General features: G+C 44.7%; 12 protein-coding genes and 1 pseudogene. 2 read left to right on the forward strand and 11 right to left on the reverse strand.

Annotated elements, in window-relative coordinates; genetic code table 11:
- The 4 genes and pseudogenes from OKC24_RS17720 to OKC24_RS17735 form a co-directional block, all read right to left on the reverse strand.
- Nucleotides 1-586, reverse strand: a pseudogene (locus OKC24_RS17720) (IS5-like element IS17 family transposase); the annotation flags it as partial.
- A gap of 74 nt (nt 587-660) precedes the next feature.
- Nucleotides 661-3912: a type I restriction endonuclease subunit R gene (locus tag OKC24_RS17725; protein ID WP_265466082.1), complete on the reverse strand. Its 3252-nt coding sequence runs from the start codon at nt 3910-3912 to the stop codon at nt 661-663.
- Entirely contained in the window at nt 3909-5249 is a 1341-nt protein-coding gene (locus OKC24_RS17730; RefSeq protein ID WP_265466083.1) for a restriction endonuclease subunit S, read from the reverse strand. Before OKC24_RS17730 ends, OKC24_RS17725 begins: the two co-directional genes overlap by 4 nt.
- Entirely contained in the window at nt 5249-7534 is a 2286-nt protein-coding gene (locus tag OKC24_RS17735; RefSeq protein ID WP_265466085.1) for a type I restriction-modification system subunit M, read from the reverse strand. The genes OKC24_RS17730 and OKC24_RS17735 overlap by 1 nt, the downstream gene beginning before the upstream one ends.
- A 301-nt stretch (nt 7535-7835) precedes the next feature.
- Between OKC24_RS17735 and OKC24_RS17740 the strand changes: the two genes are divergently transcribed.
- Together OKC24_RS17740 and OKC24_RS17745 are read left to right on the forward strand one after the other, a co-directional pair.
- A complete protein-coding gene (locus OKC24_RS17740) occupies nt 7836-8006 on the forward strand; it encodes a YhfG family protein (RefSeq protein WP_000935322.1) in 171 nt (56 codons plus the stop codon).
- Between the two features lie 12 nt (nt 8007-8018).
- The gene (locus OKC24_RS17745; protein WP_005176409.1) at nt 8019-8615 is read left to right on the forward strand and encodes a putative adenosine monophosphate-protein transferase Fic; all 597 of its coding nucleotides are present in this window, start codon (nt 8019-8021) and stop codon (nt 8613-8615) included.
- A 103-nt stretch (nt 8616-8718) separates the two neighbouring features.
- Here the strand turns inward: OKC24_RS17745 and OKC24_RS17750 are convergent, their stop codons facing one another.
- The 7 genes from OKC24_RS17750 to OKC24_RS17780 all read right to left on the reverse strand — a co-directional run bounded on the left by OKC24_RS17750 (nt 8719) and on the right by OKC24_RS17780 (nt 13784).
- Nucleotides 8719-9615 carry a recombination directionality factor gene (locus tag OKC24_RS17750; protein ID WP_017395932.1) on the reverse strand — a complete coding sequence of 299 codons (897 nt, stop codon included), beginning with the start codon at nt 9613-9615 and terminating at the stop codon, nt 8719-8721.
- 139 nt (nt 9616-9754) lie between these two features.
- Complete coding sequence (locus tag OKC24_RS17755) at nt 9755-10828, reverse strand: YqaJ viral recombinase family nuclease (RefSeq protein WP_265466086.1); 1074 nt, start codon at nt 10826-10828, stop codon at nt 9755-9757.
- 144 nt (nt 10829-10972) lie between these two features.
- Nucleotides 10973-12010 (reverse strand): DUF932 domain-containing protein, encoded by a 1038-nt coding sequence (locus tag OKC24_RS17760; RefSeq protein WP_265466087.1) that lies wholly within the window; start codon nt 12008-12010, stop codon nt 10973-10975.
- A gap of 111 nt (nt 12011-12121) precedes the next feature.
- Nucleotides 12122-12421 (reverse strand): hypothetical protein, encoded by a 300-nt coding sequence (locus tag OKC24_RS17765; RefSeq protein ID WP_096902831.1) that lies wholly within the window; start codon nt 12419-12421, stop codon nt 12122-12124.
- 111 nt (nt 12422-12532) lie between these two features.
- On the reverse strand, nt 12533-12913 hold the full coding sequence (locus OKC24_RS17770; protein ID WP_265466088.1) for a hypothetical protein: 381 nt from the start codon (nt 12911-12913) through the stop codon (nt 12533-12535).
- A gap of 11 nt (nt 12914-12924) precedes the next feature.
- Nucleotides 12925-13506 (reverse strand): hypothetical protein, encoded by a 582-nt coding sequence (locus OKC24_RS17775; RefSeq protein WP_265466089.1) that lies wholly within the window; start codon nt 13504-13506, stop codon nt 12925-12927.
- Nucleotides 13507-13523: 17 nt separating this feature from the next.
- A complete protein-coding gene (locus OKC24_RS17780; protein ID WP_114237855.1) occupies nt 13524-13784 on the reverse strand; it encodes a hypothetical protein in 261 nt (86 codons plus the stop codon).
- Nucleotides 13785-14625: the final 841 nt, after the last annotated feature.

Consider the following 14625-nt stretch of genomic DNA (forward strand, 5'->3'; position numbering starts at 1 on the left):
CATCGGTATAAACAGAGTCAATCTGCTCATCTTGTGGAATCTGATTAAGTAAATCACCAAGCACCTGTGAATCACTGACATTATTGGTTGTGAGCTGAATAGCGCGTATTTGTAGGGTTTTGGCATCTATACCAATATGTAGTTTACGCCATTGGCGATGATATTCAGCTCCATGTTTCTTGCGTTTCCATTCGCCCTCACCTAGAAACTTCATGCCTGTAGAGTCTACGAGTAGATGCAGCCCATCGCTACTTTTTTGGTAGCTGATTGCAATATCAATATGCTTTTGTCTTCTACAAAGCGTACTGTAATCTGGTGCGGTCCAATTTAATCCGCAAAGTTTAATCAGACTTTGCACAAAGCCAGTGACCATACCTAAAGATAGACGGAATAAGGATTTAATCATTAAGCAGCATTGGATAGCTGCGTCGGAGTAGGTTTGATTTCGCCCTTGTTTGCCTTTTGATGGAGCATACCATTGCGTAGCAGGATCAAACCAAATGGCAATATTTCCGCGACTCATGAGTGCTCGGTTATATGCGGGCCAATTGGTTGTGCGGTAGATTTTGTGTGTAGGCTTCTTCATTTGAAAATTATATCGCTGAAAAAGCCTTTACAGATAGGTTTGTGCAACAAAGCCCCCCTTTGTTAATTTAGCGGTCATCTTGGACTGCTCAACATATCAAAGATCACCCGTGCAAATATGCTAGCCTTCGCCGGATCAGACAGCAACTGCATCATCTGTTCCTGATGTGCGGCACTGCTACCAAGAATGGCATCATCCATCGCTTTCGGGAAATCACCCAGCATGGCCTGTTCACGGGTATTGTTGGCGATCTGCTTCATCACAATCTCATTTTCCGCCAGCTTGTCACGTACCGTATAGGCATAGTTCAGCATGTCTTTATCGGTTAGGTTATCAGTGATAAAGACATCATTCAGACGCTCTATAATCTGTGACAGGAACTCTTCTTTCTTGTCACGTGGCTTGGCTGCACCGAGGTCATTGCCCGGTTCTAGCTTAAAATCTTCGGCATCTTCTTTCAGCTTGATGTCTTGCTGACGGATCTTGGACAAGCGGTAATGGCTCATGCTGACATTACTCAGATCCACCTCATCATCTTTCGTTGCGGTTTCACGCAGCAATGGACGCAGGTTACGCGCATACAGACTGAGCTTCTCCAGTTCTTTGTCATCGTAGTCCACGATCTGCGACATAAACTCGTAAAAACGAGTAAAGCTGCCCAAGTCTTTTTTAAAGATTTCCAACTTGTCTTTTTCAAGCTTGGCCTCTTTAAAGGCATTGTCGGCATTAGCAATCAGCACCGCATCATTGGTTTTCTTGCAGCGTTCCAGCATGTCTCTGGTGGTATTATAGGCTTCGATGGCCTGACTATAACGTTTCTGCCAGCGTTCAACCGCGGGTTTGCAGATATTACTGATCGCAGCATTGGATTTGTTCTTGGTAAAGAAGGCTTCTACAAACTGTTCAACTTCCGTCCACAGAAAAATCTTGGTAGCTTTCAGCTTTTCAAACAGGTCAAAGATCTGATCCGGATTGGAGACATCGGCCAGTTCTGCGGTTTGGTAATAGGGCTGAAAGGCTGCCAGAATGTCTTCGGGATCGTTAAAGAAATCCAAGACAAAGGTGCCAGATTCCGCCTTGCTCGGATAGGTGCGGTTCAGGCGTGATAAGGTCTGTACGCATTCCACACCGCCAAGTTTCTTGTCCACGTACATAGCACACAGTTTCGGTTGGTCAAAGCCAGTCTGGAACTTGTTGGCCACCAGCATCACCTGATAGTCATCACTATCAAAGGCCTTACGCATTTCCCGCCCTTTTAGCCCCGGGTTCATGTTGCGTTCATTAAAGGTCTGCCCGACTAAACCACTGCTGTCGGTATCCTTGTCATTAAACTCAACCTCACCCGAGAATGCGACCATAGCCTGAATGGACTTATAGCCCTGATCCGTCACGTATTTATCAAAAGCGAGCTTGTAACGCACCGCTTCTTTACGTGAACTGGTCACCACCATGGCTTTGGCCTGTCCACCCAATAAGCCCATCACGTTATTTTTGAAATGCTCGACAATGACTTTCACTTTCTGAGAAATGTTGTGGTCATGCAGGCGCACCCACTGATTCAGTCTGATCTTGGCTTTTTTGGCATCGACCTGTTTGTCGGCTTCTTCAATTTTTTGTTTGAGCTTATACACCACTTTATAGTTGGTATAGTTTTTCAGCACATCCAGAATAAAGCCTTCTTCAATGGCTTGGCGCATGGAGTAAACATGGAAGGCTTCCGGCTTGTTCTGCTTGGATGGCGGGAGCTCAGGATTGGGTACACGGCCAAACAGTTGCAGGGTTTTGTCTTTCGGTGTCGCGGTAAAGGCATAGTAGCTGAGGTTATTACTGCCCTTACGTGCAGCCACCACCGCATCCAGAATATCTTCCGAAGACAGTTCAGCATCCTCTTCGCGCTCTTCCAGCATCAACACTTCTTTCAGTTGTCGTGCCGTAGAGCCACTTTGTGAAGAATGCGCTTCATCGGCAATCACCGCATAACGTCGCTGTTTCAGATTGGTACTGTTTTCAATCGCACGCAGCACAAAGGGGAAAGTCTGGATGGTCACAATGATAATCGGCTGTGAGGTTTCCAGTGCCTTGGCCAGTTTTTCCGATTTGGAGCCATCACCTTCTTTGTTATTGATGCGTCCGACCACGCCATCGGCATGTTCAAACTGGTAGATGGTGTCCTGTAGCTGGGCATCCAGAATGGTACGATCCGTGACTACAATCACCGAATCAAACAGTTTCTGATTCTGTTGATCGTACAGGGTCGAGAGCTGATGTGCTGTCCAGGCAATCGAGTTGGACTTACCTGAACCTGCACTGTGCTGAATCAGATATTTCTGTCCAGTGCCCTCCTCTAAGGCGGCATTGATCAGTTTGGTGACCACATTCCACTGGTGGTAACGTGGGAAGATCAGCAGTTCTTTTTTGTACTTGCGTCCTTCCCAGTCTTCTTTTTCTTCAATTTGCAGATGGACAAAACGTCCAATGATATTCAGCAAATTGTCCGGTGTGAGGACTTCATTCCACAGATAGGCGGTGGCGTACTGATTCTGGTCTTCTGGCACATCATTGCCTGCGCCACCGTCATGCGTACCTTTATTGAATGGCAGGAAGAAAGTATCTTCTCCGGCCAACTGGGTCGCCATATAGACTTCGTATTGACTCACGGCAAAATGTACCAATGCGCCACGCTTAAACATCAGCAAGGGTTCAGGCTTGTTGGTTTCTGGATCTTTCGGCAAGCGGGTACGTTTGTACTGCAACATGGCATTCTGCACGGCCTGCTTAAACTCGGACTTGAGTTCCAGTGTTGCCACCGGAAAGCCGTTGATAAACAGCACCAGGTCAATGCGCCATTTCTTGGCCTGTTTGCCCATGTCCTGTAACTCGGCAGCCGTAGCATACGGGCTATAGACCAACTCTGGCACAATGCGGCAGATGTTCTTTTTGTAATTGGCTAAGGTATCGGGATTCAGCGCATGTTCTGGTTTAAACTGACACAGGAAAAAACGGGCACTGCGGGTTTTAACTCCGTGACGCAGTACACCCAAGGTGCCATAGCTACGTGACTGTTCATCAGTGGCATTGATGTCGGCTTTTTTTAGCTGGGCAACCACCGCATCGAGAAAATGCCGTTCGGTATCATTTGGAAAGATGCGCTGAAACTTCTGCCAGTCTTGTGCTTGGGTTTGTTGCACAAAATCTAGTACGTCCTGCTCATACAAGGCATTTTCGCGGTTATAGCCTTGTGGTGTGCCAAGCTGCCAGCCTTGAGCCAACATCTGCTGAATGATGTCATTCTGAAAAATACTTTCACGGGTGGCGTCTAGACTCATGCGTTGAACTCCGTGTCTGCCTCAGCAACCGTTGGCGCTTGCCAGTGGCGAACATCAATCTTGCCTGTCACTGCGGCTGAGATCAGGGCGGTTCGACGTTCTTGCATGAGCTGAATTGCGGATTCTGCTTTTAATATCATTTCATCAAATTTCGTTAATTCCATACCCACAAATTTCACTATTTCACATTGCTCACTTAGTGTAGGTAACGGAAATTTTTCTGGTGCAATATGTTTATTATTTATTTGAGGTACAGTTGATACATCTGCAATATCATCCAATCCTCTCGTTTTTAACAATAACGCAAAATATTCCGTTATCCCTTGTTTCCCAATTTTCCACCCCATTAAATTAGGATCAATGACTGAATCAACCTCTATAACATTAACTTTATTCGTAAAGATTGCTGCTCCACGTTTTGGAAAAACAATATAATTTTTTTCAGCTTTACAAAATTTAGCTCTTCTTTCTGAGACAAACCAGTCAATATTACTTAGTTTGAATGTTTCTGCCGATAAGGATGAAACCTTAATAAAGGGTAATGATCCTTGATCAGTAACATCATCTTCTTGAATAGATTCAGAGCCAAATAAGGTTCCTATATAGCCACCTTTTATAATTTTCCAATGCTCCGGCACCTCCCCTAACCATTCCACACCCGAATCTTTCATCGGCACATTTGGGTTAAGCCCTTTGGTCACGGCATGGCTAATCACCGCCTGGCGTTTTTCTTTGAGCAGCTCAATCAGTTGTTGTTGTTTTTCAATCAGGTGATCGATTTTGGCGGTTTCATGGTCGAGGAAGTTGGCAATTTTGATTTGTTCATCTTTGGAAGGAAGAAGTATTGGCAATCTCTTGAAATCTTCAAATTTCATCGACTGGCGTAAACCACCACCCATTCCATAGAAAACTTTTGTTGTGTCGTATGAATGTAATAAACGATAAGCAAATCGAGGATCAATATGTTGATTGACTGATAATTTTAAATAGGCTGATGTAATAATCCCTTTTTCCTTGACCAATCCAACTCTAAGACTACGTTTATCATTTTGAAGATCAGTTAATCTTAAAATTATGTCTCCATTTTTTACTATTTGATAAGTATTAAATGACTCTGGTAATAATCCAAAATTATCTTCAATATCTCTTCGTACAATACGACCATAACTTAGAGATAAAACATTAGATTCATAGCCATCAGTATTTTTTTCAACTAGCGAGGAAAATAAAGCTAATACAGGTTTTACATCCCATGTTGATGGAATATCTCCGACCCATTCAACCCCTGAATCCTTATATTCTGCATAAGCTTGATACTTTGCGGCTGTCTTAACCATCAGGAATGCACCTCTTGTAGCAGCTGCATAATCTCGGCACTCACCGCATCTAAATCCGCATCAATCTCAGCTAAATCACGTGGTGGTTGGTACACGTAGAAATGACGGTTAAACGGAATTTCATAACCCACGATGCCAATCTCGCCATCTTTTTCATCGCGCTTGTCGGCATTGATCCAGGCATCCGCCACATGTGGCTGTACTTCACGTTTAAAGTAGTCTTCAATCAGCTCAGTCGTACTGACCTTTGGATTCAGCGCAATATTCTCCGCATCACGCAAATCCCCATCCTGCACAAACTCCACCACTTTGCCCTGGTAGTTGAACTGACCATACAGTGGGTTTTCCGCCTGTTTAAGCACCCTGTTAATCACTGGTTCTGCTTCCGGATTCTTCCAGGTAATGGCATCTAACAGCTGTTTCTTCTCTTTGGCATCCAGCTTCATGTCGGTTTGCTTGAGGGTTTTCTTCAAGACTTCATCAAACTGGTTAAAGTCATCAAACTGCTCAGTGCCAATCACCTCTTGTAACGCCTCGGCTTTTTCCATAAGGGCTTTCTGGAATAGCCAGATTTTGCTATCCAGTACCTCTTTAATGTCTTTTTCTTTTAGCTCAGGGAATTCCGCTTTAATCAGGGCACGCACCTCAAGGGCAACGTCCTGCAACTGACCGTAAGTTTCTGCTGTCCACACTGTACCAAAGGCTGTGCCCAATTGCGCATCGATGCTTTGCATCACGGCATTAAACAGTTTCGGCGCAAAGCGTAATGATGCAATCGCACTATCGCTGAGCTGTGCCGATAAACGCAATGGACGTTCAATGGTCACGCGACGGTAGCCGAATTCATGGCTGTCAAAGATTTTGCTGGCGAATGGTTTTTGCTGTTCGGTTTCGCCATCCTGCGCCAAAGTATCTACCGCCACAAAGTCACCGTAATTTTGGGTAATGGTGGCAATTTCAGCTTCAGTCAAATAGTTACGTTTTGAACCCAGCGACTTACGCATTTTGGTACTGAGGTTTGAGGCATTGATCAGCTGTACCTTGCCTTTACGTTCAGCGGCTTTTTTATTGCTGAGGACCCAGATATAGGTGGCAATCCCGGTGTTGTAGAACATATCGTTCGGTAAGGCAATAATGGCTTCAAGCAAGTCGGCCTCTAAAATGTAACGACGGATCTCGCTTTCACCACTGCCTGCACTACCGGTAAATAAAGGTGAACCATTCAGGATAATCCCGATGCGGCTGCCACTCTCGCTACTACTGGCATCACGCATCTTGCTGATCAGGTGCATCAGGAATAATAGTGAACCATCCGATACCCGTGGCAAGCCTGCACCGAAACGACCATCGAAGCCTTTGTGCTCGTGCTCGTCCTTGATGTCCTGTTCGATTTTTTTCCAGTCCACGCCAAAAGGTGGGTTAGACAGCATGTAGTCAAACTGATCGACAGAAAGTTGGTCATTTGACAGCGTGTTACCGAGTTTAATTCGGCTCACGTCCTGACCTTTGATCAGCATGTCGGCTTTACAGATGGCGTAGGATTCTGGATTGAGTTCCTGACCAAACGCACGCATTACGGCATTCGGGTTCAGCTCATGCAGATATTCCATGCCTGAAGACAGGAAGCCACCCGTCCCCGCTGTAGGATCGTAAATGGTGCGGATAATGCCGTCCTTGGTCAGCACGTCATCATCTTCCATAAACACCAGTGCCGTGGTCAGACGCACAATGTCACGCGGGGTAAAGTGTTCCCCTGCGGTTTCATTCGAGCCTTCGGCAAAACGACGGATCAGTTCTTCAAACACCAAGCCCATGTCATGGTTGGATACGTTCTTTGGACTCAGATCCGTGGTGGCAAACTTTTGCACGACTTTATACAAAAGGTTGGCATCATCGAGGAGGCCGACAAATTCGATGAAGTTAAAGTATTCAAAGATCTCACGGGCATCTTTAGAAAAGCTTTGCACATAAGTGCTTAAGTTGGCCTTGATGTCACTCTGCCCCATTTTGCTGAGATCCATGGGGGAAGTGTTAAAGAAGGCTAGACCGTTGGTGGCACGCAGCAATAACTTTTCTTGAGCTTCTTCTGGCAGATTCAGCTTGGAGACTTTTTCATGTTCTGCCAGTACCGCCGCCTTGCTTTCTTCCAGTACACATTCCAAACGACGTAACAAGGTAAATGGCAGAATGATGCGACCGTATTGCGATTGTTTGAAGTCACCACGCAGCAGGTCGGCAACCGACCAGATGAAAGAAGCGATTTGAGAAAAGTTATTGTTGGTCATAGTGGCGAATCAATTCCTGAATTCTTATCTGTGATCAGTATCTGGCGACACTTCGGTTGCTAGAGATAATACTGATAATTTTTTAACTGTTGGATAATATTATATTATTTAAAAAGCAGATTGTTGATTATTCATTTATTGCATGAGAGTTAAGCGACAAATTTTGTCGTCTGGTTTCAGATTTTTCTCATAGAAGGTTCATCCACCATAACGCTACAACCCTGCTTTTGAAAGCCGTGCCTATTTATAAGCCCATCTGCTAAACTAGGCTTACATTACCTTTGTTCAAGGAAATTCCAGAATGCTAAACACTCTCGAACAGAAAAAAAAATATATCCAAGCTACGCGCTTGCAGAATTATCAAGCCAGTTTAAAGCTGGAAGGCATTAACCCGTCCTCAACCGCACCGGCATTAAGTAAAGCTCAGATTCTACAGAAATATAAGAAATTCTCACAGACCTCGGAATCGTGATCAGGCTTCCTTATGGATAAATATGGTGAAATGGGTGACAGCATTTACTGTTACCCCGACTCGGACGTCCTCAAAAACAAACTGAACATTCAGGATGCTGAAATTCTGCAACAGGCAGAACTGGAGTTGACTGAGTATGCCAGCACACGAATTGAGTATGCGGAGCCACCTTACGATCTCAAATACCTGCAATCCATTCACTTTCAGCTCTTTTCAGACCTGTATGCCTGGGCAGGTGAACTAAGACAAGTGGATATTGCCAAAGGCGATACCCGCTTTTGTACCTTCCCGCGTATTGAAATTGAAGCCAATAAGCTCTTCAAGCAACTTGAGCAGCAGCACTATTTTCAAGGTTTAGCCAAACCAGTACTTATCCAAAAAATCGCTGATTTTTATTGTGAAGTCAACGTGATTCACCCATTTCGTGAAGGCAATGGACGCACCCAGCGTATCTTCTTTGAACACCTACTTGCTCACTGCGGCTATGGGGTACAGTGGAGTAAAATTAACAATAAGGAAGTCTGGATTCAGGCCAATATTGATGGATTCAACTGCCGGCTAGATGGACTGATCGCTATTTTTGAAGCCTGCATTATCACTCCTGAATAACAAAAAAATTAAGGGAGCCGAAGCTCCCTTCAATTAGTGACTAGCCAACTTGTTCAGAATCCATTAATTGACTTACCAAGCTGACTAGATAATTCAACTGTGCTCAATTCACAGCTCTAACACTCTGCTGCAACCCCTGCTGAATCTCCTGCACATAGCTCAATTGCGCTGAATGCTCTGTATCTACAGCACTGTCACTGTGTGGATAAAATTCCTCCAGCAATTCCATCCCCTCCTCTGCATGCACCTCAAACTTGGCATTGGCAAAACCCTGCCGTGCAATCTGATCTAATGCCGCCTGATCAAACCCTGCCTGTTTTCCCTGTTGGTCAATCTCCTTAGCCGTCTGAATTGCTGTTTGCAAATCCACACCTTCCCGTAACGTTAAATCTACGTAATACACGGGCTGACGATAGCTTTGGGTGGTACTTTTTCCCCTTAACGTGAGTTGCAATGGTAAACACGACAACAAACCACCTGATGCTGCATGGTAGTAATTCAAACGTGCTGCCAAAGTGCGAATGCTGTTAAAACCAGTGGTTCTGAAAATAAAAGTCCCAAACTCATCGGCTTCGCCTAAATTGACATGCAGGCGTCCATAAGGCTTGCAATGTCCACCTTGTCCAAGTGGGCATAAGTCGGGTGATGGACAAGGATGTTGCTCTACACCTTGTGATGTCATACGCTGACACGTCTGACCATTCCCCACACAAATCGGGCGACCTGTCTGTCGGTCAAACAAGCTGTACTCGGCACGTAAGTTCAATTCAGGGTCATTGAAGATCATACGCACAGGAATGCTACGCAGCTTTTGATTCGGTGCTTGACTACGCAATTGCTCATCCAAGGGGTGTTTAATCCAACCGTCCTTACCCTGTATTTGACTGGTAATGGTGAACTGATCGTCTTTCTCTGGCAGACGCTTGCCATTCTTTTCTATTACACGGCCAATACTGATCCGTCCCAAGATGGGTGGTGTGATTGCTAAACCTTTAATCATGTTGAAATTCCTCTGTCGTTGAGATGTTTAGATGTGTTGCCCTGTGTGCTTAAAATAAAATCGGCATAAAAAAATCCCATGCAGGGCTGCACGGGATTTCAGATTTCTTCTTGCTGAGTGATTAACTCTAAGTTTTGAGCTAATCGTGATAAATGTTGAAACGACGACTGCCTGCTTTCTGCAGTGGGTACTGTTGGATGAGTTCAGGTTGGTGCTGAAGTAAGGACTTGATGTCTAGGCTGATACTGTCCTTGCTCTTTTTCCAAGTCACCGAGCCTTGCTGAAATACGGCACGTTCATGTTCCTGCATCAGTGCTTGAACACGGTGTTTGAGTAGGTCAAACTGGCTTTGGTGTTGTTCAATCTGTTGTTTCTCCTGTATCAGTTGATCAAACAGTTCATTGGCAAGCTTCACCTCCGTTAGATCAACACAGCTCAGTGGGGTATGTTCAGGATAGAGCTGTTGTAAAGCTTTGGCTGCCGATTCACTGGCATCCACTGCTGGCGGAACGTCATTTTCAACACACTCCCAAAACAGCCGTTCTGCCTGAATGATCTGTTCAATCAGGGCTTCATTACGACTGACTTTGTAGATTTTGGTTTCCTGCCCACACAGCAACACACAAATATGTGCCGCTTGTTTACCTGTCACGGCCAGTTGATGTTGTACCTGACACAACACGTATAACGGCACACCATCTCGCCAGAGTTTGGCACCATATTCCCCTGCGGTTTTACATTCTAGGATTTGCACGTCTTCATTGCCCACAACGGCATAATCCAAGTTCGCCAACATAAAGGCTTTGTCAGGATCAGGGTGCTGCAGTACCGCATTGACCCGACGGACTTTATTATTGGTATGCAGACTGTAGTATTCAGCCACTAGCGGTTCTAGCTGCTTGCCCCAATATAAAGGTGCATGTCCTGAGCTTTCATCTTCAATATTTTGCTGTACCCGTCCTGTTTTGATCATCCACAGTTCCAGCATCGACATATAGGGATTCAAGCCACAGGCAGCTGCGGCATCACTGCTGCCTATTCCCTGTTTACGCACTTCCAGCCATGCCTGATAGTCCAGTTGTTTGGTGTTGATCAGACGTTTGGCATTTAAGCTGCGTTTTGAACCTGATTGACTTTGTTTAGGCTTGTCATTGGCTATAGTTGGTAAATACTGAGATTGAGACGTTACTGTTGGGTTTATAATCTGATTCATGGGTTTATCCTTCTATCATTGATTTTAAAACGGCATAAAAAAAGCCACATCCGAAGATGTGGCAAAGAGGGATCGTTGATTAGGAGGACACTTGATCGTACGGATCACATGCCCTGATGATAGAATCTCAAGATTAAATCAAGCTTAAACAGCCAAGTGTAAAGCTTGTTCCAATCCACGTTGTTTCAATGCTGCCCCTGCACCAAACCAAGCAGAGTCAAGGCGGTGATCAGTACTCATCGCGCGACGTTCGTGATCGACAAATTCTGTGATCGCGCAAAGCAATCCATAAGCGGTGTCTTTGGCTGAAGATAAGTCTGCTCCACGTCCCTGCCCATTAAACATATTCATGACTTTGGTCATGGCACGTCCATTCGGTTCAGTTTTATTGGGCTGTGGATTGGCTTGAGATGCAACATTACGGTAGTACTGAATAATGTTATCCTCCTGTTCCATCGCACTTAGGCTATTGTTGTTAAATACCGCATCAAAATAAGCTGCTGCTTCTTTCTGGGTGACTTTACGCTGGGTGAGTTGTTTCATTTCATACATGTGGTCGTACCATGTTTTCACTGAAATACCGAGTTGATCTTTGACCTTGTCGGCATCAAACTTAGTACTGTGCGGTACTTTGACCACGCCTGCATTGGAACTCTGCCCTCGTAAGGCAATCGCTAAAGTATTGTTACACACCACACGGATATTGGTGAATTGTGCTGTGGTCGCCAACGTGCCGTCACATGCGGTTGCCAACAGAATATAGCCATTGCTGACATCCCCACCTTTAAGTTCTGCGGTTTGTCCTGTACGTGCCAGGGCCCAGAACTTCTTGCCACCTTTTAAGACACCTGCGGTTTCCAGTTCAAAGCCCGATTGCTCCGTTAGGTCTCGGTAGAATTCCAGAATCTCCATTGGCTGGACTTCCTGATAACGCTGACTCACCACCGATAAAGGGGTATGGGTATCTGAACGATACAGTACCCGTTGTTCTTCATACGGCATGATGATGCTTTGTCCACGTGAGTTTTGAGCCATGTAGCTGACATTGGATGATTCAATACGCCAATCCATACCTGCTTGCTTGGCCCAGACTTCAATCGGTTGGTTTTGGCTAAGTTGATTGCCCAGACCATGCCAAGGGGTTTGTCCGACATACGCCATTTGTTCAAGTTGATGTGCCATTTTGATTATTCCTTAAATAAAAGTGAAAGATGTAAAGATGCAGAAATGTGCTGAAAGGGTTTAAACAATCCATCTATTCAAAGATGTAACCGTGTAAAGTCAGAGATGCAATTACGGCACCCATGCAAACGCTTGTTGGCAATCCAAACAGAGATACTGCTCGGCATTGTTGTAGTATTTTTCAAAGGCATACTGACTCACCACCACCAGTACGCCACCCACCACGACCCCAACGGCTGCACCGAAGAGTGGTGAAAAGCCTGACTTGCGAGCGACCTGCATGCCAAACATCGCCATCTGTGTTGGTGAGATACAACGTTGTAGTTGCTCAAAATAATTGGCATGCGCATTGCCTGAATCGGTTTGTCTGACCTGGGTAGACTGACAGTAGGGACATCGAATAAAAGACATGAGGATTCCTTGCGAAATGAATTCAGTGCAAAGCGCTGAATGAAGGGCATAAAAAAACCGTGCCCATTGAGGACACGGTTTGATTTAATTTTGCTTTGTCGAGGAGAGTCGCTATTGAAAGCTATAGCTTGCAGTACCTTTATCTGTTTCGACATCAACCTGCACCACATTACTGTAGCTACAGTCTGTTAATTTCAGTCTTAAACGTTGCCCCATCTTAAAATGCTGCGGATATTCCAATGATCGACGATAGCCTTCATAACGACATTGTCCATGATTGACAGAAACATTGCTGACATCGAGAGGCTCTGCAATATTGGAACGGATGGTCAATACCGTAGCGGATTGATTTTGGGCATACCAATTACTGGTATCAATTACATCGAGTTCTACCGTAAACGTGTTTGGATCAAGACCTGCATTACAGCCACTCAACATGATGCCTGTCGTTGTAGTCACTGCGAGGAGTAAGGGTTTTAAAAGTTGCTTCATCAAGTTCATCCTTAGCAGTAGTTATAGCTCACGCCATAATCGCCTGTATTTAAATCAATGCTAGCCAAATGGATTTCACAGTCTGTGCCGTTATCAAATTTATAGACGTAGTAGCGATTACCCGCTTGCTCCGACTCCAGTGCGCCATGTTCTTGCAAGCTAAAGTCTTGCACTGATTTGCCTTTATCTTTTGCGGCTTTGGCAAAGATATAGCGTTGATACTTGTCTATATTGTCCTGCTCAAATTCAGGCAGTTCATCATAAGGCAGCATCGACAGTAAGTTATCCGCCGCCTTAAGGTTTTGATCAAACTCAAAACTCAGCAATTCAGGTTCATGGTCTGCTGGACTCAGACTTTTGCTTCCCGTGGTCAATTCTTTGACATCAATCCCATCCACTTCCGCTGCTGCAATCTCAGTGGATACTGCTTCTGAACTGGCAGATTCTAAAGGTTGTGCAGAGCTGACCTCAGAAGTGTTAGCTTGAACCGTTTTTTCAGTTGCATGTTTGGGGCTAAAGAAATAGAAGCCTGCGATGCTGATCAAGGTCAGGGCTAAGATTGCCGCCAAGCCCAAGATGGTTTTTTGGGTCATTTGAATGTTCCCCTCATTTAGTTGGGCACAGTGACTTGACCATTCTGCGCATTAAAGTGAACAAAACGTGGACAACCACCTTGAAAGTTCACCGTGAAATTACGCCAACCACGGTTGCCAGGATTGGTTTTATAAAGACATTGATAAACCCCACCGCCTGTATGACGTGCTTGAACAAGGTGGGATTCACTGGCTTGTGCAAACCAGCCTGCCTGCGCCAATGATGCGCCTGCAAGTAGTGATGAAATCAGGGTCGTTTTTAGGAAGGTTTTAAACATCATCATTTTCTCTTTTTTATAGGCATCACTGGTCTTGGTCTTAATCAGACACAGTGTTCCCCATGTCATAAATGTTGGAATGAATATCTATGTTTTTTTGAAGTGTTATAGACGATAAAGCACACAAATCTATGCCCCTCAAAACAGCATGAGAGATTCATCTTCATATCGGTAATATGTACTTAAAAAAGTTTTATTCTTAGAAAGTCATCGACACAGCTATGCATTGACTGCACAGCATCAGGTCTAATCATCCAACGGCACAAACATGTAAAAAGAGAAATATAAAAGACGGTCTTGATGTAAGCGCATGGCGTACTCCTTTGTTTTAAAAGAATCCTGCCAAATCACTGCTAATATGATGGTGGCAGAACGAAGGAGGGTTAGCAGACTGGTAACAAAGAAACCAGCACGCGCAAGCGCGTCCCCCCTCCGCCCTACCGCAAAGAAAGGGGGACGAACGGGTCCACAACATGCAAAATGAGATTTCACATATTGTCTTTGTTAATGGGTCTGCTAAAACCCGCTGACGATGTAGGTCAGCAGATTAAGGATAATCTGCACGCTGTAGAGCGTCAAGCAAGCTAAGTAAATGGGAAGTGAAAATATTTATAATTAAGAAATGTTTGAATAAGAATATAGTTAGATTTAAATACAGCTTATTAAACTATATTCCTTAATCTTCCAAATACCACCAAAAGAAATCAATCCAATCCAAAATTTGATGAGGGGTAAGTTGAGGGGTAAAACTACAGACAAAAAATAAGCCCTTGTAAAAACAAGGGCTTATTTAGATATTTGGCGGAAGCGGTGAGATTCGAACTCACGGAGGGGGTAAACC

The sequence above is a fragment of the Acinetobacter entericus genome (genome assembly GCF_026168575.1).
Lineage (GTDB): Bacteria > Pseudomonadota > Gammaproteobacteria > Pseudomonadales > Moraxellaceae > Acinetobacter > Acinetobacter bouvetii.